This is a genomic window from Pontixanthobacter luteolus (assembly GCF_009828095.1).
Lineage (GTDB): Bacteria > Pseudomonadota > Alphaproteobacteria > Sphingomonadales > Sphingomonadaceae > Pontixanthobacter > Pontixanthobacter luteolus.
Genome location: NZ_WTYP01000002.1, coordinates 829,528 through 851,947 on the forward strand (window position 1 = coordinate 829,528; position 22,420 = coordinate 851,947).

The following is a 22,420-nucleotide window of genomic DNA, read 5'->3' on the forward strand; positions in this document are numbered from 1 at the left end:
CTTGGGGGTGCTGATGCATTGCAAATCTTGCGGGGCAACGATTCATCGCAGAGACGCATTTTGTGCGAAATGCGGTGAACTTACCGAACGAGCCCAGCCCCTTGCTCAGAAAATCGGTTCGGCTGTAGGCGCACTCAGTTCAGAGTTTGGCAAGCTTGTACGTTGGATCATCGATTATGTGAGCGATGAGGCGCATCGCAAGCAGGTCATCGCTGGCGGTGCGACCATAGCCCTCTTGTCCGTGGTTCTGACTGACAATCCCATCACCACTGGCGTTTCAAGCCTATTCTCCGGCGATGAAAACAGCCCGCAGCTTACCGATGACGGCCTGCCTGATTTTGCGAGCTACGAAGACGTCTTCATGGGCGAGGAAGAGGAATTCATCATCATGGGAGCGGCGAACGTGCGAGACTTTCCGACAAGCCAAGGAACAACTGTCACGCAGACATTTTCGGGCGGTGAGACGGTTTTTGCTCGTGAAGTCAAAGCATTCGATCCTTTGTCCCAATGGTTCAAACTGACTAGCGGCGGATACGTTTGGGGCGGTAATCTGGAAAGCCTCTCACAGATCGCTCATGAAGCGGGTGCCAGCGCAACCAGTGAGTCTGATGCTCTCGGTCTCCATGATCTCTTCGGGCAGTGGAGTGATCGCGCCACATGCTATGGCGAATTCCGAGATATCGAATTTGAAGTCACATTCGACGGCCTATTCATGAACGGTGAGCGTTATAACATTGATGGCGCACCTGATGGCAATCGTTTCACATTTTCGACGAATGACCCTGATCCTAGAAGAAGATCGCAGATTGCTGTGGTGAAGACTGAAACCGACGAACTTCTCTATGTGAGCTTTCCAGGCGCCATGGATCTGCGGGAGTTCCCCTTTTATCCTCAAGGGATCTCATGCGCCCAGAGGGCGGAATACCTAAATCAGTAGAGCGAAAGCGGTGGGGATACGAGACTGGCTTCCTCTATCCCCATAACCTTCGATACCGATCCCCATCCATAACTGCGCATAACAACACATGGCTGCGACAAGGACGATGGGGATGCAGAATGACTTCAAGATCTTTCTCATTCAAATAGAGAGAAATTTCTAGAACTTGCGCGCACCCAAGATCGCGCACGCAGTCCAGATTAGGCTTGACCCTGAGAGCCTCTATTCTCCATCGTAAGGGCTTAAAACACATGGGATGGGGGTATCCATGGATTTGCTTCTAAAAAGAGAACAGAATCGAAATTGGCGAGGACGAGTGATTTTCCGTCTTTGGGCCAAAGCGGAGATGTCCGATGACGAACGCGCATTGATCGATCGCTATGACATGGGCGAGTCTTGTCTGATCGCTGCCGATGACTTCGAGCATCTCAAAGGCGCAGCCATATTCGGCTTTGTCGCCTTCCTGATCGGCGGCGTTCTTGCCGGTGCTTATTCTGGTGAGATTATCGGCGGCCTGGCGTTTGGTGTCATCGCAGGCGTCGCAGCGGGTTATTGGTGGCTCAACGAAAAGCGCGAGACCATTTGGATGCGCGATCTGCTTTATGGTCGCCGGTTCAAATGCGACAGCATTATCGAATTGGCGCAAAAGGAAGCCATGCTGGACAACGCCTGCATCGCGCTCCGGCAGGTGGTCGAGACAGCCAAACACTGGGATGGTGTTGAGACCCGGCCTGTGCCGGTCCTGCCGCCAGAGGAGGCCAAGGAAGTGGTCTTAAGGCTCGGCTGACATGGCTTCAGACATTGGCGCCAAGCTCCACAGTTTCTTGCATGGGTTGATTAGGCCCAGCGAGACAGATCTTGTTCGTCGCCAATGGGAAGAAGTTGCAGCCCAGTTTGAAGCGCGTGAGCTTCGAACGATCGAAGAGCGCGAGCGCTTAATCGCTTCTATAGCGACAGAAGTGCGTTTCCAGCTGTTCGGCGATAGCCCAATGAACGATCAGGATGGTGTCATCCTCAACCTCGTCCTGCAGCTATTCAATTACGACCAGCTCTTCGTGCTCCCAGACGTCGATTGGGATCGGACACGCACAATCGCTGAACTTTGGGAAATCCGCGAGGAGCTGACCCGCCAGCAGAAATTGGTCGACGACTTCGATCGCAATTGTGAGCTCATCCAGATGGCAACTGCGGCAATGCTGAGGCCGATCTATGAAGCTTGTCCGGCCCTGATGCAGGATACAGATGAGGCCGATGGCATATCGGTTCCAACCGACCTTCTTCGAAGCTTAGGCGATGTCGGTGAGATCACCGAGCAGGTGCTTGGCGTTGGCCTAGCTGATGAGCTGATTGAAGCGCCCTTACTGCCAAGGCTGCAATCCCGTCTCGAATACAATCTCATTGCGGCATCAGGAGGAAACCCCACTGATCCTGCCAGCTTCAAACGCGTCTTTAAAAAACCAAGCCAGTATGATGCAAAAGCTCCTGAAGAGATGGTTGAGGCCTATCTCGGAGGGACGCCACTGGCGGCCCTGTTCGATCAGGAACTGACCTTCACCATTCCGACCAAATCTCGTTTTGAGCACCAGCACATCGTGGCTGGCTCAGGTCACGGCAAGACGCAGACCCTGCAATATCTGATCGCGCAAGACCTGGCAGCGATGGAAGATGAGAAACGCACCGTCATCGTGCTCGATAGCCAGGGCGATCTCATCAGCAACATCGCCAAGCTGGATGTCTTTGGTCCGGGCGGCGCGCTGCATGATCGGCTTGCGCTGATCGATCCCACCGATGTCGAGTATCCCGTCTCGCTCAACCTTTTTGATGTCGGGCAGAAGCGGCTCGATGGTTACGCGCCCTTGGAGCGAGAGCGGCTCACCAACTCGATCCTCGAGCTCTACGACTTTGTGCTCGGCACTTTGCTCGATGCGCAGATGACGCAGAAGCAGAATGTCATCTTCCGCTATGTCACGCGGCTGATGCTCCATATTCCGGATGCGACGATCCACACGCTGCGCGAGCTGATGGAGCCCGGCAGCGAGGTGAAGTTTGCCGAGCACATCGCCAGGCTCGAAGGCACGGCAAAGCACTTCTTCGAAACCGAGTTTGCATCGCGTGAGTTTGAGCAGACCAAGAAGCAAGTGCTGCGCCGACTTTGGGGCATTCTCGAAAACCAGACCTTTGAGCGCATGTTCTCGCACCCGCGTTCCAAGCTCGATCTCTTTACTGAGATGAACGCGGGCAAGGTCATCCTGATCAACACCGCCAAAGATCTTCTGAAGGAGCAAGGCACCGAAATTTTCGGACGGTTCTTTATCGCCATGATCGCGCAGGCGGCCCAGGAGCGCGCCACCTTGCATGGCTCGGAGCGCGTGCCGACCATGGTTTATATAGACGAGGCGCAGGACTACTTTGATCGTAACATCGGCCTGATCCTGGCCCAGGCGCGCAAATACAATGTCGGCATGGTGCTGGCGCACCAATATCTCGGGCAGCTTGAGCCTAAGCTTCAGGAAGCCTTTGCAGCCAATACGGCGATCAAGTTTGCGGGCGGCGTATCAGCCAAGGATGCACGTTCGCTAGCCCCGATGCTTTACACCGATCCCGCTTTCATTGAGGCACAAGGCAAGGGCAGCTTTGCGGCGCATATTCGCGGAGTCACCAAGCACGCTGTGCCGCTGTCATTCCCGTTCGGCTATTTGGAAGACCTTCCGGAAATGACCGAGGTAGATCGCGATGCGCAGCGTGAGGACATGCGTGCCCGCTATGCAGTCCATCACTCCCAGATTGGGAAAGAAGAGGCTGATGGTGATGGGCCGAAGGATGGCAAAGACGATGGCTCAGGCGGCGATGATCCGTCGCCCGACAAGCCCAATCCAACCGGTCCGAAACTCAAGGAGCCTGGTCCGCAGGATAAAGGCCCAGGGGGTTCCGACACTCACGCGGAAGCAGTGAAACAGTCGGATGAGCAGAGCCCGTCAAATGGGGGCAAGACTAGGCGTGGGCATATCGACCCAACCCCGGGCGAGGACTGGTGATTTCTTGCCGCCGACCATGGCGGCCCAAGCCTGAAATTAGCCTCACACTTTTGAATTTGCTGCACGGTTACAGGCCAGCATTACGTGCATATAAGAGCGGTCCTCCGAAACTCACAGAGGACCACGCCATGTCTCCAAAGCCGAAATTCGACGTGTTAGGGCGGCGCTGTCGCACGAGGCCAACGCCAACTGGCAAGCGTGTCACACCGCAACCACGCGATCTGCTCTGGTTCGAGAAGTTAGCTGAGCATGGACCCCTGCCGTCTTCGTTTCTTCTAGCTTTCGCCAAGGACACGCATCGGTCTGAGAAAAGAGCGAAGGAACGTCTGGCTGATCTCTTCAACGAGGACCGCACACCGCACAAAGGTGCATACCTATCGCGTCCAGTACAGCAGTTCCGTACGCTTGATGCGCGCTACAATCAGCTTGTTTATGATCTTTCGCCAGCGTCAGTTGCCGCCCTTAGAAAGAGCGGCTGCGCAATCCGACCCGCACGCTCCGGGCCGTGGCAACATAGCCTGATGGTTAGCTGCATCACCGCATCGATCGAGCTTGCTTGTCTGGAGCGCGATGATCTCAATTACATCCCGCAATCAAAAATCTTGGAGCGTGCTGAAACGTGTCTGCGTTGGCCAACCGAAATCTGCGATCCCGATACCGTCGCGACCTATGAAAAGGATTTGATCCCGGATGCCGTATTTGGACTGGAGTATCTGACGTCAGAAGGGAAACGCTACCGTTTCTATGCTCTAGAGGCCGACCGCGCGACCGAACCCCTGCGTTCTGCTGAGATCCACCGCAAGAGCTTCCTGCGGCACTTGCTGCAATACGAGGCTTACATAGAAGGTGCCGGTTATCAGGACCATCTCAACCTGACCGCACCGATGATGGTGCTGAATGTCACTACCAGCGAGGAGAGGACTCAGCGAATGCTCGGGTTGACGCAGGAACTATTCCCTGAGGGCAATTCGTATCAGCTGTTTCAGGTCTGGGATGCGTTTGGGAGAGCGCTTTCGCCGCCACATCCAAAAGGCCAGATGCTTGTGGCCCCTTGGCAGTCGGCGGTGCAAATTATCCCGTTGGACATCGCATAAGTTTCAAACGCTATCTGGCGACAGGCCAACTCGTCGTCATTTTTCACTTTCAACAATTTGAGGTGCTCGCTCTTCTGAACGAGATTAATTGTCTAATCCATTGAAGTCTTGCCAATTCGACAATGATCTTTAGGGTTTAAACGCGCGCCGTCATGACGACAATGTTGACGTTGCTTAGTCAAAGGGAGGGGGCTTCCATTGTTACGCGCTTTATATCTTGCCGTGCTGGCCGCATTGTTAACGTCTTGTGTGAGCACCTCAAAGGTTCGACTGACTGGACTAGACCACCCTTCCGGTTGGTCAGACCAGATTCGAACTACCGCGAACAGTTCATTTCTGTATGCGCAGCTCTCATTTGTTAGCTACCAAGGGCCTCCGGAATTTCAGATCGATTCAAAGGTCTCTGAAGTTGAAAGGCAAGAGAACAACAGCATCGACTTCGCATATGCGATTTTCTCAAGAGAGATGGACGTCGGACCAAGCGAAATCATCATCGCTTTTCGAGGAACAGACACCGCAAGGGATGTTTGGTCGGGCACTTTGACAAATGCGCAGGGCGCTGCTGGACTTGAGTTGTTTGACCGAATTAGGAGTGAATTTTTGGAAGAGCGAATTATCGTTACCGGCCATTCCCAAGGTGGTGCAATTGCTACCCATGTCACGCTCAATCGCGAAAATGTCACTGGCTATTTCTTCAACACCTCTCCGAGATTCAGAAGGCTGAGCGGGGATCTGGAGAACGACCGGTATTCAATTGTTGAGCACGGCGATCCACTAAAACTGCTTCGGCTCTTTGGCCGCGAGCCAACACAGCTTTACACTTCGATCGGCTGCACTCGTGGTGGCCCGTTTTCTCAGCATTCAGCGAGGAGTCTGGCGATTTGCCTCACTCAAATAGCTTCTTGGGAACGCGAAGCCGCCCGCACTTCATTGAGGCGCAATAACCTGTCTCTTCCACAAGGAGTGACACGCTGAAGTGATTTCCTAAGTGAAAATGGATTAGAATTGGAGGGCATAATGAAGAAGACCATATTGCTGTCATCATTGGCAGCCCTCACAGCTAGCGTGGCTTTCTCGCGCAACGATGCAGTCGCACAGATTAGTGAGCCAAACCCTGCAATATATCTGGAGCAGGGTTGGAGTTCGAACGAACGAGGCGCTTGGTACACAGCAACTCAGGGCTCCAGGTTGATGCCTGCCAGTTGGTTCCGTTCGCTCGAAATTCCTCAGGGGACGACGCTATTCAACTCACCATCGAACATGAGCCGATACCGTTTTATTTACGACGAAGACAACCCCGCCAATCCGTACCCGATTGGTTTCGCTGAGGATCGACAGTCGGACAGCGTATTCGACGAGACTCAACTTCGATGGCTCGATAGGGGCTTGTTTGGAGGTCAAAGTAAATACGAAGAGTGGATCGGCCTGAATTGTGCAGCATGCCACACGGCAGAAGTCCATTTTGAAGGCGCAAGAATCCGTATCGACGGCGGTCCATCGATCATCGACTTTCAAACCTTTGAAGAGGAGGTCGCTCAGGCCCTTCGCGCAACTCTTGATGACGATGAGAAGTTTTCACGCTTTGCTGCCCGGGTGGTTTCTGAAGACCCACAAACCAGAATCGATAGACTTCGATCCGCACTCGAGGAGCTAACCGTTTGGCGCGAGCGCGTCGTTTCAATCAACGCGACTGATTTGAGATCAGGCTTCGCGAGATTGGACGCGTTCGGGCATATATATAATCAAGTCGCGCTCTTCTCAGACGTTGAAGGACAGTTTTTTGAAGGGGCGGACGCTCCAGTTTCCTTTCCCTTCCTTTGGGACACACCTCAACACGACAAAGTGCAATGGAATGGAATCGCCAGCAACGGGCCGAGCATTCTCGGCATTGATGTTGGTGCGCTCGGCCGTAACGCTGGCGAAGTGATTGGTGTCTTTGGCGAGGTAAATGTTGATAAGAGAACAGGCTCGGATTTGTTGTTAAGGCCCCGAGCCGTTTCGAGTGTGAGCATCAACAATCTGATCGAGCTGGAAAGGCACGCTGAACGATTGGTTTCACCGCAATGGCCTCACAACATACTCGGCCAACTTGATATGGAGAGCGTTGAACGGGGACGGGAGCTTTTTGTCCAGGAATGCCAGTCTTGTCACAATCCAATCGATCGCGATGACCCAGAGCGGTCAGTAACTGCGCAGATGAGCTTATTCTTGCCGATTGAAGGTCTGTCCGACGAAGAGAATGAGAATACGCATGGAGCCCCAGGGACAGATCCAGCTATGGCCTGTCGCTCTGTTGAACGACAGGCCCTGCGCGGCTCGCTATATGACGGTTTCACTATCGAAACTGAGAACGGACAAGAGCGTGAGCTCCAAGAAAGAGAGCAATTGTCCGCTTTGCTTACAGTGATGGTCAAGTCGGCTCTGTTTGATCAAGCCGGAGAGCTAGTCGATTTCATCGGTTTAGGGAGCGATGGCCTCATTGTGCAAAATCCCGGTAATTATAACACCACCGGCGCATCGACGCAGGCAGGCGCGGCTTCCGCTAGTAGAGAAAGTACGAGAGATTCTATAATTGCTGGCGTGGCAGAGCCGGTATTTGCGACCGCAGAGCGCACTCAACTAACCCTACCATTTGGGGCGGACGTTAGCGATTGGGGGCCCTTCCAAGAGTGCATGACCACAAACCCCTCATGGCTGAAATCTTACAAGGCCAGACCTCTGAATGGTATATGGGCTACTGCGCCCTTCCTGCACAACGGATCAGTGCCAAATCTCTATGAGTTGCTCCTTCCACCCGAGCAAAGGATGCCCGTCTTCTACACCGGCTCCTATCAATTCGATCCCGTTAGAGTGGGTTACGTAACCACTGAAAGTGAGACAAACAGCTTCAGGTTCGACACGTTCATGCCAGATGGTTCTGTGCGATGGGGGAACTTCAATGGTGGCCACGACTATGGAAATGCAGCTCTGACCGATCAGCAGCGATGGGATTTGGTTGAGTACATGAAGTCCCTTTAATTGCATTGACCGCCTGATCTTGCGCCGAAATATTGAGATTGGGGCAGAAAAAAGGGCCAAGCTTGTAGCTTGGCCCTAGGCTGAAAAGGCCGCACCTTAGTATTCTGAAGCCAGCATGATTGTGAGAGCGCGTTTTGTAATTCCCGGATCGGATGGATCTTCACTGCCCGACATCATATCGGGGCTGTAATAGTCGATCTTCCAGAAGATTCGCTGCCCATCATGGTCGAACGCGCCGAAGTCGTGTTCGCCATGCGGGTCATTGTCGTGATCGAATTGATCGAAACCAGCCACCTTCGCAGCGACCGCATTCATCCCTTCTTCGCCAAGCTGTTGGATGCCCGGCGTGACGAAGATGTCGCCGCCAACTCCAGACCGGCGGAACCGATCATTGAGACGCCGGATGCGCGCCGTCTTCTCTTTGTCCATGATATGCTCTCCTGCAGAAATCCGGCAACACAGGAATTGCGGCCGGAGCAGTGCAGGTGAGCTGTGCGTCCATGATACCATGGACGCGCCTTTGTTTAATTGATGGAAAACACCAAGGGCGCTGCCCTTTCGTTTTCCAAAGCATGAAATGCACCGGGCCGTGACTCGCCCGAGTTCCTCGGGCTGCGTCCGCACCACCCCGAGGCATTTCACGCTTTCCTTTCCCCATCCCGTTCTCGCCGAAGGGCAGGGCCGATGTTCACATCGGCCTGATCAAATAAGAAAGCAGCGCCTCATTGCGCTGCTTAGGGAAGGACAGTTGAGCCGCGTCTTGCGAGCTCGCAATCGGCCAGACCTACGCGGCCTCGCTGCGGATTGAATGTGCTAGTGCCAGAGCTTCAAAGATGACGAGGCTTCTGGGCTGGTGATCATAATACTTGCGCTTGGCTGGCACGCGCGGTGCCAGGGCCGGATAGATCTCGGCCAAGGCAGCAGCCTCTTCGTACTTGTTGGCATAACGCTGCACGCGCGGCACCACGACATCGAGCACCTCATTGCGCTCGGCGGTGCGCGCCATGGCCCTGATCAAGCCAATCGTTGCCGGTGCCTTCTGGCAGCTCGGCGCGATCTGCTCGGTCAGAACGACATCGGGCCGATAGCGATTGATCAACTCTTGCGTATAGCCAGCTGCCGCCACGGTGCTTAAGGCGCCGGTTTCGGAGGCCACCCAGTCCTTTAGCTGTCCCTCGATCAGGAACACCATCCCGATCCGGTCAGAGATCGCTGCCAGCGACAACACCTTAGCTGTCATGGCCCGTTCCATTATTGGCCAGTAAGCGGCGTTCCAGACGCTGCAGATTTGCTTTGCGATTGGTAGCAAGAGCCGTCTCCGCGCATTTGTCGGGCAGACTAGGCAGATTGCTGCGCACACGTTCGCGGGCGTCTTCGATGACTTCTGCAAACAGGCCTTCAAAGCTCCTCCCGAACACCAGCGAGAGGGCGCAGATTTGCTCCAGGGTTGGTAAGTGCTCACCCTTCTCAAGGGCGACGATATTGGATTGATGGCTTTCAATTAGGTGGGCCACATCACATTGGGTGAAGCCCGATTTTCGACGTGCCAAACGCAAGTCGAATCCAAACTGTTTTGACATGATATGTATATGTTAAATTGCTAATTCCTCTCCATTTTACCTGAGAGGATCGCAGCCACTAGTTGCCGGATTATCGGGATTTCCGATAATTGACCCCAGCGCGCTATGACCAAACTAGCGAGCGGAAAGGTGAAACCTTTCCGCAAGCTGCTCATAGCGCGCTGGTGACATTACCAACCGTGTCTCTTGCGAGAACAGGATATCGCGCACCGCGATATCCTGCCTAGTTGCCGCCAAATTTGCGCCCCCGATATTCCGGCAACTAGGCTCCAGCCTGCAGGCATCGCAGACTGAACGCATGGACCAGTCACCCGCATATCTCAGGCTCGGCAATGCCTATCATCGCCATGGCGACAGGCCTTTTGCCATCAAGACAGGCGACCGAATGCACTCGCTCTACCTTGTCGGGCAGACCGGGACCGGCAAATCGACTTTGCTACTCAATATCGCTCTCCAGGACGCAAAGGCGGGACATGGGTTTTGCCTGATCGATCCGCATGGAGATCTTGCGTCATCGCTCTCTCGGCAACTCGGCCAAAAGCACATCTATTGGGATATCGCAGACCCTATCTCGCCTTACGGATACAACCCGCTCACGCGTGTCTCTGCGCCACTGCGACCCTTGATCGCCTCTGGCCTTATCGACGCGCTCAAAAAGCAATGGTCCGATGCCTGGGGGCCGCGAATGGAGCATTTGCTACGTCATGCAATCCTGGCCTTGCTTGAACAGGATCGCGCGGACCTTTCGGACATCATCCGGCTCTATATCGATAGTGATTTTCGCAAAGGTGTGGTGGCCAATGTCCGCGATCCCCAGGTCAATCAGTTCTGGACCCGCGAATATGCCCGCATGAATTACCGAACAGCATTCGACGGTGTCGCGCCGATCGCGAACAAACTCGGCGCTTTGCTCGCCAGCCCGCAATTTCGCCGGGCGCTGTGCGAGCCAAAAGAGCCCCTCCGTTTCCGCGCGCTGATGGACGAAGGCGGCATTCTTATAATCAATCTCGCCAAGGGCCGCCTGGGGACAGACAATGCCAACGTCATGGGCGGTTTGATCGTCTCCAGCATCATGAATGCCGCCTTCTCACGCAGCACGATACCCGAGAACGAGCGCCGCCCCTTCTTCTTGGCGGTCGATGAATTCCACAATTTCACCAGCCAGAGCTTCGCTGACATGCTGCCTGAATCGCGCAAGTACGGTCTCTCGCTCACGCTGGCGCACCAACACCTATTGCAGCTTGATCCGCACGTGATGGAAGCGATCTTCGGAAATATCGGAAGCGTGCTGGCCTTTCGAATGGGAGCGATGGACGCCCCTGCATTCTGCCGCCAGTTGGGCGACCTGGAGCCGCAGAACCTCATTCGCTTGCCTAACCACCATCTGTGGGTTCAGCTGATGATTGATGGCCGGAAGTCGTCAGCCTTTTCGGCAGCCACTTTCCCTCTAAGCAAATCGGCTCAGCGATAATCCGGCAACTAGGCCGCACTCATACACGCCGTAAAATACGAGTATGAATGAGCGAGATCACCTCGAAGAGTACTTCCAGCTTTGTAAGCGTATTTACGAGCAGCGAATGCGCGATGGCACTTGGCCGTGGACAGACGATTCGACGGATCATGAGGATATGGTAGATTCGGGGAGTAAACCCGATGAAATATGAAAAGGTGCTACGCCTACATTCGCGTCTCGACCGTCAAGCAAGGCGACGGCGTTTCGCTCGAAGCTCAGAAGGAAGCAATCGAGCTTTTTGCGTGTCAGAATGACATAGCCATAAGCGAGTGGTTCGAGGAGAAGATCACTGCCGCGAAAAAGGGGCGTCCAGTCTTCAATCGAATGATTGCCCAGCTTCGCAAACGCAAAGCCGATGGCCTTGTCATTTACAAAATCGACCGCTCCGCCAGAAACCTCGCCGACTGGGCTCGCATCGGTGAACTGGCGGATCTTGGCATCGACATCCATTTTGCAACTGAAAGCCTGGACTTCCGTTCTCGCGGCGGTCGTTTGGCTGCTGATGTTCAAGCGGTGGTGGCGGCGGATTACGTCCGTAACCTTAGGGAAGAATGCATCAAGGGCATCAACGGTCGGCTGAAGCAGGGCCTCTACCCATTCAAGGCACCCATCGGATATCTCGACAACGGAGGCGGCAAGCCCAAAACGCCCGATCCAGAACGCGCGCCTCTGATTCGTCGTGCATTCGAGCGCTATGCAACCGGCCAATACTCTCAGCGCGCAGTCCTGGCGGACGTGACGGCCCGGGGGCTCCGCAAAGGTGACGGATCACTGTTCAGGCCGCAAAATCTCGAACTGATCCTCGGCAATCCGTTCTATTGCGGCATGATCCGCATCAAGAAGACCGGCAGCACCTATCGCGGCTGTCATGAGCCACTAATTCCCGTCTCCATTTTCGAGCGTGTTCAAGACGTGAAAGCTGGGAAAGCCCTCAAGAAAGTCACCCGGCACAATCATACCTACCGTCTCCTTTTTCGATGCAAGCTCTGTGCAGGCCCGATGGTGCCTGAGCGCCAAAAGGGTCATGCCTACTATCGCTGTCATTCAAAGGACTGCCGAACGAAGTCCGTGCGGGAGGAAGCAATTGAAGCAGCGGTCACCGAATGCCTTCAGGCTGCGCAACTCAGTGAAGACGAGGCCGCAAACATCAAGAAGAAGTTTGACGATTGGTTCCGGCAAACGGCAGGCAGTGACCCGACCCCGATGATCCAGGCTCGGCGGCAAGAGATTGCGGGAAAATTGGACAGACTAACCGATGCGCTTATCGATCGCTTGATCGACCAAGAGACCTTTCAGGAGCGTAAGAAAAGTCTACTTTTCGATGATGCCGGATTGATCGACCAGGCCCAAGAATGGGCGCGAAACTGTGCAAATCCGCAAGGGTTCATGGAATTCCTCGAACTGACAAAAAGCCTTGTTTCAACCTACGAAATGGCTGCTCCGCCTGAAAGACGTACGATTGTCGAAATGACGACTTCGAACCGGACCGTGAATGGAAAAAACGTAGTGTTAGAGCCGTCAAAATGGCTCATGGACCTGCGTCATAACGCTGTTGTCCTGTTTGGTGGACCACATCGGGGTGCAGGTCGAACCGGTGGGGCTAACTACAACAATATTTCCGAGGTGTTTTGTTCAGCGCAGATTTCGGCGCTTGAAAAAATATCTCGAAAGTTCGTTACTTCGAATCTCAAAGAACCACATGGGCACACCCTGTGATGAGCCATCTCGAGACAGAGATCGAACCCTAAGAATGATCTTCAAAATGTTTAATGGAGAATGCGGTGAAATCCCAAGTCCTATGAGCTACGAGGCGGAATGCCATCTAGCGAGCTTCCGCGACCATCGCTACCATTCTTGACACATGGACAGTTCCAAGTGTTGCTGAAGTCTTTCATTTTGTACATAGAAAGATGCTAAGTTTCGAAGGTCAATTGCTAGCCTTGCAGGGTGATGCAAGGGGGGGGGCTGAATGTCGCGGACTTTAAACCTCGTGTCTGAAGTGAAGAATGCCATCCGCTCCGACTTGCGCAATAATCTATCCGTTGATCTATCCTGTATTGCCACGAAGAGAGACAAATATCGTCGAAACAACGTCACTAGCGTGAGGCTTGAAGTAACGGATGAGACTGGTGATGGCGTTGCTGTTTTCCGAGAAAACCAATGTCAACCTATTGACTGGGAGCAAGTTGTATCGATCCGCGCCGGTGATCCAATTAGATTGAAGGGGTTCGTGGATTACAAAACCAAGGGCTCCGACATTCTAGGGCAGACCGTTCGAAAGGTTACTGCCTCCAACATGGGGCCCGCACTCAAGGACGCAGTCTCTTCGGCAACACAGCTTTACGTCGCTCGGATCAAGGCCGAATTGGCGAAGTCACTGCGGGAAGATGATTTCACCGAAATTGACACGCGCTTGATTTCAAGTGCGCCGCCGCCTGAGGGCAGTGTCTACCCATTGAAGGTTCACTACGATGGCTATGGTGGAAGATTTCACATTGCGTCGACGCCCGTGCCGCAGCTCATACGCTTTGCATCCCGCACATCATTCGGCCGGCTATTTGCGATTTCCAGATCTTTCACGCAGACCTATCGCGACCCTGTCGCCAGTGTCGAATCCGTTATCATTAGCGTGTTCGAACGCAGTGCTTCTCTCGAAGACCTTCTGTATCGAATAAATCAGAGAATCTGTGCTGTATTGGCAATTCATGCTCCCAATGAACTTCCCGAGCGGTTCAATATCCCACCAGCGCCCAAGCGGTTTCAGGATCTAAGCGAGGCGGAGAAGGCGGTCACAGAGCCCGAAATCCAGCTTTTCACAGAACAGGATGATGCTCCGGGCGAGATCGGGAGATTATGTTGGCCAAGCAAGGTTGAGGAGGTGGGGCACTTCAGCGAATACGTCCTGGCCGAAGGCTTTGGGATAGGTGACTCATCCGATCCAGCTTTTTCGGTGGCAAGCATCAATGTGGACCGTGTCTTCAATTTGCTTTTTGACGATGCCGAGATCCGGCGGATACCGGATCTAACCATCTCACAGGGGCGGGATAACATGGCCAATGAGTAGATTTGAGAGGGCAATTGATGGCTGGCCTGTAGGACATACAATTTCTGCCGTTCGCGAGGAGAAATTTGATAGGAACCATGGTCTTTTCTTCGCGCCGATTCATTACGAACCAACCCCAATCGTTGTGGACCGAACGCGTGCACCGACGGTGGAGTGGGTTCGCAACAGTTTTCATGGGATGGTCCGAGAGGAATTCCAGGATGGGGACGCTGTCTCAATTTCATCCGCACCACCACCAATGGCAACCACGGAAGTGTCGGATCTAGATCTGGTGTCACTTGGCGAGGTTATCAGGGACAATGCCGAGCAGGAGCTGATTTATAATGAAAAATTCGCTGCGATCCTCGCAAAGAGAGATCCGAAGGATTTGGAAGGTAGGCTCAGGGACCTGCTCGAAAATCCCACGATCGGGAACCAGAAGAATCGAGGCTATCTCCGAGATGGTGATCTGAAATTTCTATTTTCAAGGATGGATGTTGGAGTTCGCCTAACATTCCCGGGACTACCGTTTCGAGATCAAAACCCTCTACGCGCTGAGGGTGGCCCTGAGCTCGTAACTCTTGCAGAGGTCTATTATTTGGTCCGCTTGCACTGCACAGCTTTGGCGATCTACCAAGTCTTGCCTACCGGGGCGGATATCCTAATTCTATCAGATGGTTCTTTCTTCGCAGAGCCACTTGGCGTCCCGGAGGAGCCAGTACGCCAGTATCTTGATGGCATAAGGAGGATACGGAATTCCCTTAATCTCACTGGAACGATCCAGATTGTCGAATTGAGACGGATAGTCGAGATTTGGGACGCAGGAACGGGTGCATTCGAAAAAACTGTAGAGATGATTGAACGGGAAATTTACAAGTTTGCGCACCCGGACGATGAAAATTATGCAACCTTTCAATCGTTAGCAATTGGGTTTCGCCGAAACTTGAACTCTAAAGACTTCTCGGCGTCGCCAGACGACTTGGCTCTTTGGATATCCGACCCAAAATCCGACATTGTTGGTGGGGGCTTCCCTTCAAGGGATGAGATAGTTTCTCGTTGTGCAAGATATGCTGCCTTGAATCTCGCTTTGAAATGGCATGACGTTATCGGCCAAGTTCTGCCGACTGCTGTGAGAGCGACGGTACACCCAAAGGAGGGGCAGATCGGCTTACCCTCGGTTGGCAGTTGCTTGCCTTGGAATGGTGTTCCAATCGTGAGGGAAGGCCGAATGGAGTGGGACAAGATTGAGGTGCATTCGCTGAGTGTCGCCGCCAGCCGTAACTATGAGCTTGCTCCAGTGTCATTTGGCGAGACTGTGCTATACTACAAGCGTTTAGAAGGTTAGAAACATGCATGTACACGTTGCGATTTTTAAGTGGAAGACTGGTACTACTACGGAGCAGATAAATGATGCTCTTGTACTTGTAAAACAGGTGAGAAGCCGTGTCCCAGATATCGTAGATATTCTCTGTGGTGAGAATACTTCGAAGTGGGGGCAGGGCTTTTCTCATGCTGTTGTCGTTTTAGGGCGAACCGAAGAGGCGATTGCGGCATATCGGGCGGATGAAGTGCACAAGGAAGCCGCGAGAGTGATCGATGCTATGGAGCTCGACGGAATAGGGGTCGATTTCATCGACTTTGAATGAGAATGGAAGAACCACTCGCTAAATTGCAGCAAGCGTTCCCGCTTGAAAGAATTCAAATTAGGGATGGTCTGTGCGTTCGACCGCTCGAGGATCAAGACTTCGCGGGCATGGTGGAACTGTTAGCGGGTGACCCAGATATGTCTTGGTCGCGAAAGCCTTGGGGGCCCAGCAACATTCGCCACTTATTGGACCATAGGCTTAGTCACTATTCGTTGTACGGGTTTGGCCCATATGCAGTGATGCTGGATGATAGATTTGTAGGCATGGCAGGCGCTCAGGTATTTGACCGAGAACGGCAGTCTGTTGAGCTCTTGGCATATATCTCAAAAGACCAATGGGGGCAGGGCCTGGCGAGCGAGGTGCTGTCATGGGCGACTGCACGGATCACGGACATGACAGACCAATCCTCGATATTTGCCACGACTCGGCCAGACAACGCGCGTGCGCACCGGATGGTTGAGCGTTTAGGCTTTAGGCAAACCGGACTCGATCAGGAGCACTATGGCCACGAGGCTCTCACCTGGGAGATGGAGATTGAGCGTGATTGAGGTGTTTTTTAAAATTTTTGACTCCATCGCGCGGTTGATTTGCGCGCTTGTGGTGAACTTTGACAAGATTTCCAATCGTATCGAGAGCATCTCGCAAACTGAGGATAATAGGATCTCCTACTTCAGAGAACTTATCGATACGGTTCAAAGCAGAGTCTCGATATTAATTGGTCATGTATCGATCATGCTCGCAGTTCTAATTTTTGCCTACACCAGCTACTCTGACAAAGGAATTGGTGCCTATCTAATCCGCATCGAAATCATTGCCTATCTGGTGATGACAGCGATTCTAATACGTTGTATTAGCGCCGTTTCAAAAGCGGGGTCTGAATCTCAATCTGACTATGAGAGTGAGTTGGTTGCTGAGGCCAAGTTAAGATACGGGTATTTCCGAGCGATGAGCTTCTACTCCATCGTTTTTACGTTCTTTCTCGTCTTCATTCTCATGCGTTACCCGCCCTCCTGAAGGGGTGCATCCCATCAATTGCTACGAAATTTGCCCAAAGGCGTGTTCATACGTGGCCGCCGATACTACTATCGGCAATTGGTTCCGCTCGACGCGCAGAGATTGATTGGTCGCAAAGAGGTTTGGCGGTCACTTCGCACCGATAGCAAGAGGATCGCCCCCCGAAGGTTGGCGGCGACCATTAGTGCTATTGAAGCGAACATTGAGATCACCGGACGCGACGCTGGTCAGGCATTCAACGCCGACATTCTGAACAATCTCGGCAGACCGTCTTGCGGCGAGAAGGAAATAGGGTCCTCGACTGTTTCCCGTAATCCGTTCGAGATTGCTCCCATTCAAGTGGATGCGATCACCCTCGGCGAAGCATACAAACGGTATGCTGCAGTTCGGCGAGGCCGGATCGATCCTGCCGTTCGATCAAACCGATGCGGGCATTCTTCGACGCTGACGCATCTGCTTGTCTAGACGGGAATATCGATCTCCACCACAGCCCCGCCCCTGTTGGCGCTGGCATAGCAGGCTTCCATGATGCGCAGGTCGCGCAGGCCCATTTCGCCCGGTGTGCGAACCGTGTCCTCGCCCCGCGCGGCGCGGGAGAAGCCGTCCACTTGCGCCGCGAACTGGCTCTCTGCGTTGCCCGCGCGATAGGTCCGCGGCGCATGCCCGGCGCCCTCGAACCTGATCTCGTTGTCGTAATAGGTCGTCGCGGGCTGCATTTCGATGCTGGCATCGCTGCCGAAATAACGCTGGCGCGAGACATAGGGGCTGTAGCAATAGGACGAGGAACCCTGGACGTTGATCCCGCTCGCCATCCTCAATCGGTAGTCGATTGCGCCCTCGACCTGCGAGAACCGGGGATCACCGTCTGGCGTGGCGTATGCAGCCGACGCCGACGTCACGTGGTCGCCGGGCAGCATCATGAGAGAGGTGTTGATGCCGTAAATGCCGATGTCCCATAAGGAACCGCCGCCGCCTAGTTCCTTCTCCAGCCGCCATTTGTGCGGGGGGTAGTCAGGGTTGGCAGAGAAACCGTGATCTGCTGAAATATACCGCATCTCTCCCAGCGCGCCGCTGTTCACCCGGCCCAGGACATGCACATTGTTCGGCTCGAAATGCACGCGGTATGCAACACCGAGCTTGCGGTCGGCCGCCTCGGCTGCGGCGATCATGGCCTCCGCTTCGGCGGGGCTCGATGCCATGGGTTTTTCGCATAACACGTGCTTGCCAGCCTTAAGCGCACGGATCGTGTACTCAGCGTGCAGGCCGACCGGCAGCACGATATAGACGCAGTCGATCGATGGGTCTTCGGCAATCGCGTCGAAATTCGCGTAGCTGTAGATTCGCTCCACACCGTAACGGGCCGCGAGCAACTTTGCCTTGTCCGGATTGCCCGAAACGAAGGCCGAGATGTGCGAGTGACGGGCACCCGCAAATCCGGGAATGACCTGCCCGATGGCGAACGTTCCCAACCCTACGATGGCCCATCCGAGGCGCTTGGCAGGAACGTCGGGCAGGACGGGGTCGCCGATCAGCGGCTGTCCCTCGGCAGTTTGGGCGACAAGTTTGCCGGATGCTGTGAGAGCGGCTGCACCAGCGGCACCGATCAGCGTCTCGCGCCGTGTGGGGTGCCATCTCGGTCCGTTTGAAGTCATGTCATGCTCCTGCTTTATCGGCTTGCCGGTCAGGATGGTCCACGCAACCGGTCGTCATCTCTGGCCCGCGAAAAACATGTTCATCGTCATTCGCGCCGAGCCGGGATCGGATGACAACGGCATATGCGCGGGTATCACGCCGGAATGCAGCAACCGGCCACGATAGAGCACCAGCCGGTCGGGCTGCGCCTCCACTTCACCGATCATTTCGTACCGGTCGCTGTCGCCATAATGGTAATCGCGCGGCGGAGGGCCGAGTGTGCGGAATTCCTCGGACACGGCTGCGTGATAATCGGCCTCGCGCGCCGCTGAAATCGTTTCGAAGCCGGTTCGGCGGTGGCGATAGAATGCCGTGCCGCCTGTTTCCTTGCCGAGCATATAGAACATCCCCGCGACCACGTGGGCGCCTGCCTGGTCGTAATGCGGAATGCACTGCATCGGCTGCAACCGCGCGCGCGGCGTGCTGACCAGCGCATAGGCCAGCATTTCGAGCACGATTTCCTGCCGCAGAGCGAAGACCTGTTCGAGGATGCCGGTGACCAGATCGCGGCGTTGCTCGATCAGGTCGGGTCTGACTGCGGCTCGCAGGCCGGGGTAAAATGCCCCGGCCTGCTGGAAATGCGCCGCGCGTCCCGTCGCCAGCAATGCCTTTGCCATCGCACTGAATCCGTCGAGTATCACCAGCGGCTCCTTTTCGTGGCCGATGCTTCGGATCGATAGCTCGGCTTGAGGCAGGGCGGTCATGGCTGGCACATCGGGCTCCCACGTGGCAGTGGTCAAAAGCGTATCAGGGCAAACGCCACGTGCCGTTGACGCGGACCAGAGTGCCAGATGTGCCTTCGCGCAAGCCCGCTGGCAGGAGACTCGCGGGCATATCCTGATAGGATACCGGCCGCAGGAAGCGGTCGATGGCGAGTGTGCCGACAGAGGTGCTCCGGCCATCGGAGGTTGCGGGGAACGGTCCGCCGTGCACCATGGCATGGGTCACATCCACGCCTGTGGGCCATGCATTGGCGATGATCCGGCCAGCGCGTTGTTCCAAGATCGGCAGAAGCGCGCAAGCAGCCTCGTGGTCGGTTTGCGCCATGTGGAGCGTTGCGGTCAGTTGGCCCTCCATCCCGGAAAGGATGTCCGCGACCTCGTCCAGATCGGTGCAGCGCACGATGATCGAGCTTGGGCCGAACACTTCCTGCTCGAATGCCGGATTGCTGCGGAAATCTGCGGCCGACACGGTGTAGACATAAGAGCGCCCGCAGGGGCCGGTCCCTTCTGCGCCGGTCCCGACCAGCTCCGCGCCGGTTTGTGCGCCGAGCGTATCGATGCCGGATTCGTAGGCATCGCGGATACCGCCGGTCAGCATGGTCTGGGCGGGGACGCCTTCCAATGCAGCTCGCGCCGCGCCGATGAATTGCGCGGTATGTTCGCCGTCCACTGCCAGCACGATGCCCGGGTTGGTGCAGAACTGGCCTGCACCCATCGACAGCGATGCGACATAGGCCTGCGCCAGATCGGCGGCGGCTTCTGCCATTCGGCCCGGCATCAGGACGACCGGATTGACGCTGCTCATCTCGGCATAGACGGGAATGGGCACGTCGCGGCTGGCGGCATGCTCCATCAGGGCAAGGCCTCCTGCGCGCGATCCGGTGAAGCCGACAGCGGCGATGCGCGGGTCTTTGACCAGTGCCTCGCCAAGCGCGTAATCGGTGCCGTTGAGAAGAGAGAAGACGCCTTGCGGCAGGCCGCATTCTTTCAGCGCTGCAGAGATCGCTCCGGCAACCAGTTCGGATGTGCCGGGATGTGCAGGGTGCCCCTTCACCACGACGCAGCAGCCCGCCGTCAGGGCCGAGGCGGTGTCACCTCCGGCGACGGAAAAGGCGAGCGGGAAGTTGCTCGCACCGAAAACTGCGACAGGTCCGAGCGGAATCTTGCGCATCCGCAAATCGGGTTTTGGCGGCGTGCGCCCTGCATCGGCATGGTCGATCCGCAGGCCCTGCCATGCGCCGTCTTCCACTTCATCGGCGAACAGGCGAAGCTGGCCGACAGTGCGGCCCCGTTCCCCATTCAGCCGCGCTTCGGGAAGACCGCTTTCGAGCATTGCCCGCTGGGTGAGGATATCTCCCAAGGCGTCGATCTTGTCGGCTGCAAGACGAAGGAAGGCCGCGCGATCTTTCAGCGCAAGGGCGCCGAAGGTGGATTGCGCCTGTGCAGCAGCCTCGCAAGCATCACCGACATCTGCTGAACTGGCCTCGGCAAAGGCGGGCTCGATCGGTTTGCCGCTGGCGGCTTCAACCGCGTTGAAAGTCGTTTCGCCGGAGCGCCAATGGCCCGCAACCAGATTTTTGCCAGTCAGCATTGATGTACCTCTTACCCGATCAGTGTCATTGTTTCGAAAACGCAGCTTGCAACGCTGCGAAATTCAGTGAAAGGTAGCGCTAACATAAATGGCCGGCGTTGCAATAGACCGGCTTGTGGGAGGGGGAAACTTGGACACTTCGCAAAATGGCACCAATCTGGGGCTGATCACGGCAATTGTCGCGGTCGCCACTTTGGGCGGATTTCTGTTCGGCTTCGATAGCGGGGTAATCAACGGCACGGTCGACGGGCTGCGGATCGCTTTCGATTCGGATGATGTGGGCACCGGATTCAACGTTGCATCGATGCTGCTGGGCTGCGCTGTCGGGGCGTTTGTCGCGGGCCGGCTGGCCGACATGCTTGGCCGCAAGAACACGCTGATGATCGCAGCGATGTTCTTCATCGTCAGCGCCTACGGGTCGGGCATTGCCGGGTCTTCCGCCGAATTCATCATATACCGGATCATCGGCGGGTTCGCGGTGGGGGCCGCCAGCGTTCTTGCGCCCGCGTATATTAGCGAAGTCACGCCAGCAGACATGCGTGGCAGACTGTCCAGTATTCAGCAGATCATGATCATCGTCGGCCTGACGGCGGCATTCCTGTCGAATTATCTGCTGGCAGAGACAGCCGGATCTTCGACGTCGCAATACTGGCTCGGCTTCGAGGCGTGGCGGTGGATGTTCTGGATCGAGCTGATACCGGCCACCATCTTCCTGATCGCCCTGTTCTTCATACCGGAAAGCCCGCGCTTTTTGGTGACCAAGGGCCGCACTGATGCTGCCCGCTCCGTCCTCGACCGGCTGTTCGGCGGCGGCGCCGGGGAGCGCAAGGTTGGCGAGATCGAACGATCTGTCTCCAACGATCACGCGCCGCGCCTGTCGGACCTGATCGACAAATCGAACGGCAAGATCCGGACAATTGTCTGGGTCGGTATCGGGTTGGCGACTTTCCAGCAGCTCGTCGGGATTAACGTCGTTTTCTATTACGGCGCAGTCCTGTGGCAGGCTGTCGGCTTCAGCGAGTCCGATGCGCTAAAGATCAACATTCTCAGCGGCACGATATCGATTGCGTCCTGTGTTGCTGCGATTGCCCTGATCGACCGGATCGGGCGCAAACCGTTGCTGCTGATAGGCTCGGCGGGCATGGCCGTGACGCTGGCAATCATGTCGGTTGCCTTCATGAGCGGATCGCTGGTGGACGGCACGCTGGAGCTTTCCGACGGGGCCGGCCTCGCAGCGCTGATTGCGGCGAATGTCTATGTCGCGTTTTTCAATTTCAGCTGGGGCCCGGTAATGTGGGTCATGCTGGGTGAGATGTTCCCGAACCAGATACGAGGGTCGGGCCTAGCGGTCAGCGGATTTGCCCAGTGGATTTCGAACTTCGGGATCACGATGACTTTCCCAATCATGCTGGCCTCCATCGGCCTCAGCGGCGCTTATGGCTTCTACGCCGTAAGTGCGGCGATCTCTGTCGTATTCGTGTGGCTTATGGTGCGCGAGACGAAGGGCATGGAACTGGAAGACATGCAGGGCTAGC

20 protein-coding genes and 1 pseudogene are annotated in these 22,420 nt (G+C 55.4%); 15 read left to right on the forward strand and 6 right to left on the reverse strand.

The features are described from left to right. Nucleotide 1 precedes the first annotated feature (1 nt). The 6 genes from GRI43_RS12520 (at nucleotide 2) to GRI43_RS12545 (ending at nucleotide 8,084) form a co-directional block, all read left to right on the forward strand. Nucleotides 2-937: a hypothetical protein gene (locus tag GRI43_RS12520; RefSeq protein ID WP_160731420.1), complete on the forward strand. Its 936-nt coding sequence runs from the start codon at nucleotides 2-4 to the stop codon at nucleotides 935-937. Between the two features lie 316 nt (nucleotides 938-1,253). Continuing rightward, complete coding sequence (locus GRI43_RS12525; protein ID WP_160731421.1) at nucleotides 1,254-1,724, forward strand: hypothetical protein; 471 nt, start codon at nucleotides 1,254-1,256, stop codon at nucleotides 1,722-1,724. Nucleotide 1,725: 1 nt separating this feature from the next. Continuing rightward, nucleotides 1,726-3,972, forward strand: coding sequence for a type IV secretory system conjugative DNA transfer family protein (locus tag GRI43_RS12530; RefSeq protein ID WP_160731422.1), 2,247 nt, complete (start codon nucleotides 1,726-1,728; stop codon nucleotides 3,970-3,972). A gap of 128 nt (nucleotides 3,973-4,100) precedes the next feature. Continuing rightward, nucleotides 4,101-5,066 carry a replication-relaxation family protein gene (locus GRI43_RS12535; protein ID WP_160731423.1) on the forward strand — a complete coding sequence of 322 codons (966 nt, stop codon included), beginning with the start codon at nucleotides 4,101-4,103 and terminating at the stop codon, nucleotides 5,064-5,066. A gap of 198 nt (nucleotides 5,067-5,264) precedes the next feature. Next, nucleotides 5,265-6,041: an Mbeg1-like protein gene (locus tag GRI43_RS12540; RefSeq protein ID WP_160731424.1), complete on the forward strand. Its 777-nt coding sequence runs from the start codon at nucleotides 5,265-5,267 to the stop codon at nucleotides 6,039-6,041. A 42-nt stretch (nucleotides 6,042-6,083) separates the two neighbouring features. Beyond that, complete coding sequence (locus GRI43_RS12545) at nucleotides 6,084-8,084, forward strand: di-heme-cytochrome C peroxidase (protein ID WP_160731425.1); 2,001 nt, start codon at nucleotides 6,084-6,086, stop codon at nucleotides 8,082-8,084. 96 nt (nucleotides 8,085-8,180) lie between these two features. Here the strand turns inward: GRI43_RS12545 and GRI43_RS12550 are convergent, their stop codons facing one another. The 3 genes from GRI43_RS12550 to GRI43_RS12560 all read right to left on the reverse strand — a co-directional run bounded on the left by GRI43_RS12550 (nucleotide 8,181) and on the right by GRI43_RS12560 (nucleotide 9,664). Further along, nucleotides 8,181-8,513, reverse strand: a complete 333-nt coding sequence (locus tag GRI43_RS12550) for a DUF3768 domain-containing protein (RefSeq protein ID WP_160731426.1) — start codon at nucleotides 8,511-8,513, stop codon at nucleotides 8,181-8,183. Between the two features lie 355 nt (nucleotides 8,514-8,868). Beyond that, entirely contained in the window at nucleotides 8,869-9,324 is a 456-nt protein-coding gene (locus GRI43_RS12555; RefSeq protein WP_160731427.1) for a hypothetical protein, read from the reverse strand. Then, nucleotides 9,314-9,664, reverse strand: coding sequence for a helix-turn-helix transcriptional regulator (locus GRI43_RS12560; RefSeq protein WP_160731428.1), 351 nt, complete (start codon nucleotides 9,662-9,664; stop codon nucleotides 9,314-9,316). The genes GRI43_RS12555 and GRI43_RS12560 overlap by 11 nt, the downstream gene beginning before the upstream one ends. A gap of 298 nt (nucleotides 9,665-9,962) precedes the next feature. On the opposite strand from GRI43_RS12560, the gene GRI43_RS12565 reads away from it, so the two are divergent. From GRI43_RS12565 to GRI43_RS14100, 8 genes and pseudogenes are all read left to right on the forward strand, one after another. Next, a complete protein-coding gene (locus GRI43_RS12565; RefSeq protein ID WP_160731429.1) occupies nucleotides 9,963-11,135 on the forward strand; it encodes a type IV secretory system conjugative DNA transfer family protein in 1,173 nt (390 codons plus the stop codon). A 189-nt stretch (nucleotides 11,136-11,324) separates the two neighbouring features. Next, a complete protein-coding gene (locus GRI43_RS12570; protein WP_160731430.1) occupies nucleotides 11,325-12,893 on the forward strand; it encodes a recombinase family protein in 1,569 nt (522 codons plus the stop codon). Between the two features lie 253 nt (nucleotides 12,894-13,146). Beyond that, nucleotides 13,147-14,241, forward strand: coding sequence for a hypothetical protein (locus GRI43_RS12575; protein ID WP_160731431.1), 1,095 nt, complete (start codon nucleotides 13,147-13,149; stop codon nucleotides 14,239-14,241). Continuing rightward, the gene (locus GRI43_RS12580; protein WP_160731432.1) at nucleotides 14,234-15,565 is read left to right on the forward strand and encodes an L-tyrosine/L-tryptophan isonitrile synthase family protein; all 1,332 of its coding nucleotides are present in this window, start codon (nucleotides 14,234-14,236) and stop codon (nucleotides 15,563-15,565) included. Before GRI43_RS12575 ends, GRI43_RS12580 begins: the two co-directional genes overlap by 8 nt. A 4-nt stretch (nucleotides 15,566-15,569) precedes the next feature. Beyond that, on the forward strand, nucleotides 15,570-15,866 hold the full coding sequence (locus tag GRI43_RS12585; RefSeq protein ID WP_160731433.1) for a Dabb family protein: 297 nt from the start codon (nucleotides 15,570-15,572) through the stop codon (nucleotides 15,864-15,866). Nucleotides 15,867-15,868: 2 nt separating this feature from the next. After that, nucleotides 15,869-16,414, forward strand: coding sequence for a GNAT family N-acetyltransferase (locus GRI43_RS12590; RefSeq protein ID WP_160731434.1), 546 nt, complete (start codon nucleotides 15,869-15,871; stop codon nucleotides 16,412-16,414). Next, nucleotides 16,401-16,880: a hypothetical protein gene (locus GRI43_RS12595; RefSeq protein ID WP_160731435.1), complete on the forward strand. Its 480-nt coding sequence runs from the start codon at nucleotides 16,401-16,403 to the stop codon at nucleotides 16,878-16,880. Before GRI43_RS12590 ends, GRI43_RS12595 begins: the two co-directional genes overlap by 14 nt. Before the next feature lie 42 nt (nucleotides 16,881-16,922). Next, nucleotides 16,923-17,066, forward strand: a pseudogene (locus GRI43_RS14100) (DUF6538 domain-containing protein); the annotation flags it as partial. Between the two features lie 275 nt (nucleotides 17,067-17,341). Here the strand turns inward: GRI43_RS14100 and GRI43_RS12600 are convergent. The 3 genes from GRI43_RS12600 to GRI43_RS12610 are packed head-to-tail and all read right to left on the reverse strand — an operon-like array spanning nucleotide 17,342 to nucleotide 20,885. Continuing rightward, entirely contained in the window at nucleotides 17,342-18,532 is a 1,191-nt protein-coding gene (locus GRI43_RS12600; protein ID WP_160731436.1) for a Gfo/Idh/MocA family protein, read from the reverse strand. Nucleotides 18,533-18,586: 54 nt separating this feature from the next. Next, nucleotides 18,587-19,276: a DUF6445 family protein gene (locus GRI43_RS12605; protein ID WP_160731437.1), complete on the reverse strand. Its 690-nt coding sequence runs from the start codon at nucleotides 19,274-19,276 to the stop codon at nucleotides 18,587-18,589. A gap of 43 nt (nucleotides 19,277-19,319) precedes the next feature. Further along, nucleotides 19,320-20,885 (reverse strand): aldehyde dehydrogenase (NADP(+)), encoded by a 1,566-nt coding sequence (locus GRI43_RS12610; protein ID WP_160731438.1) that lies wholly within the window; start codon nucleotides 20,883-20,885, stop codon nucleotides 19,320-19,322. Nucleotides 20,886-20,973: 88 nt separating this feature from the next. On the opposite strand from GRI43_RS12610, the gene GRI43_RS12615 reads away from it, so the two are divergent. Continuing rightward, on the forward strand, nucleotides 20,974-22,419 hold the full coding sequence (locus GRI43_RS12615) for a sugar porter family MFS transporter (protein WP_160731439.1): 1,446 nt from the start codon (nucleotides 20,974-20,976) through the stop codon (nucleotides 22,417-22,419). The last annotated feature ends 1 nt before the right edge of the window (nucleotide 22,420 follow it).

Coding starts and splice junctions, on each gene's coding strand:
- GRI43_RS12605 (WP_160731437.1), bottom strand. CDS start 19,276: ATGACCGCCCTGCCTCAAGCCGAGCTATCGATCCGAAGCATCGGCCAC.
- GRI43_RS12615 (WP_160731439.1), top strand. CDS start 20,974: ATGGCCGGCGTTGCAATAGACCGGCTTGTGGGAGGGGGAAACTTGGAC.
- GRI43_RS12580 (WP_160731432.1), top strand. CDS start 14,234: ATGAGTAGATTTGAGAGGGCAATTGATGGCTGGCCTGTAGGACATACA.
- GRI43_RS12545 (WP_160731425.1), top strand. CDS start 6,084: ATGAAGAAGACCATATTGCTGTCATCATTGGCAGCCCTCACAGCTAGC.
- GRI43_RS12530 (WP_160731422.1), top strand. CDS start 1,726: ATGGCTTCAGACATTGGCGCCAAGCTCCACAGTTTCTTGCATGGGTTG.
- GRI43_RS12535 (WP_160731423.1), top strand. CDS start 4,101: ATGTCTCCAAAGCCGAAATTCGACGTGTTAGGGCGGCGCTGTCGCACG.
- GRI43_RS12575 (WP_160731431.1), top strand. CDS start 13,147: ATGTCGCGGACTTTAAACCTCGTGTCTGAAGTGAAGAATGCCATCCGC.
- GRI43_RS12560 (WP_160731428.1), bottom strand. CDS start 9,664: ATGTCAAAACAGTTTGGATTCGACTTGCGTTTGGCACGTCGAAAATCG.
- GRI43_RS12565 (WP_160731429.1), top strand. CDS start 9,963: ATGGACCAGTCACCCGCATATCTCAGGCTCGGCAATGCCTATCATCGC.
- GRI43_RS12555 (WP_160731427.1), bottom strand. CDS start 9,324: ATGACAGCTAAGGTGTTGTCGCTGGCAGCGATCTCTGACCGGATCGGG.
- GRI43_RS12610 (WP_160731438.1), bottom strand. CDS start 20,885: ATGCTGACTGGCAAAAATCTGGTTGCGGGCCATTGGCGCTCCGGCGAA.
- GRI43_RS12550 (WP_160731426.1), bottom strand. CDS start 8,513: ATGGACAAAGAGAAGACGGCGCGCATCCGGCGTCTCAATGATCGGTTC.
- GRI43_RS12590 (WP_160731434.1), top strand. CDS start 15,869: ATGGAAGAACCACTCGCTAAATTGCAGCAAGCGTTCCCGCTTGAAAGA.
- GRI43_RS12570 (WP_160731430.1), top strand. CDS start 11,325: ATGAAAAGGTGCTACGCCTACATTCGCGTCTCGACCGTCAAGCAAGGC.
- GRI43_RS12600 (WP_160731436.1), bottom strand. CDS start 18,532: ATGACTTCAAACGGACCGAGATGGCACCCCACACGGCGCGAGACGCTG.
- GRI43_RS12585 (WP_160731433.1), top strand. CDS start 15,570: ATGCATGTACACGTTGCGATTTTTAAGTGGAAGACTGGTACTACTACG.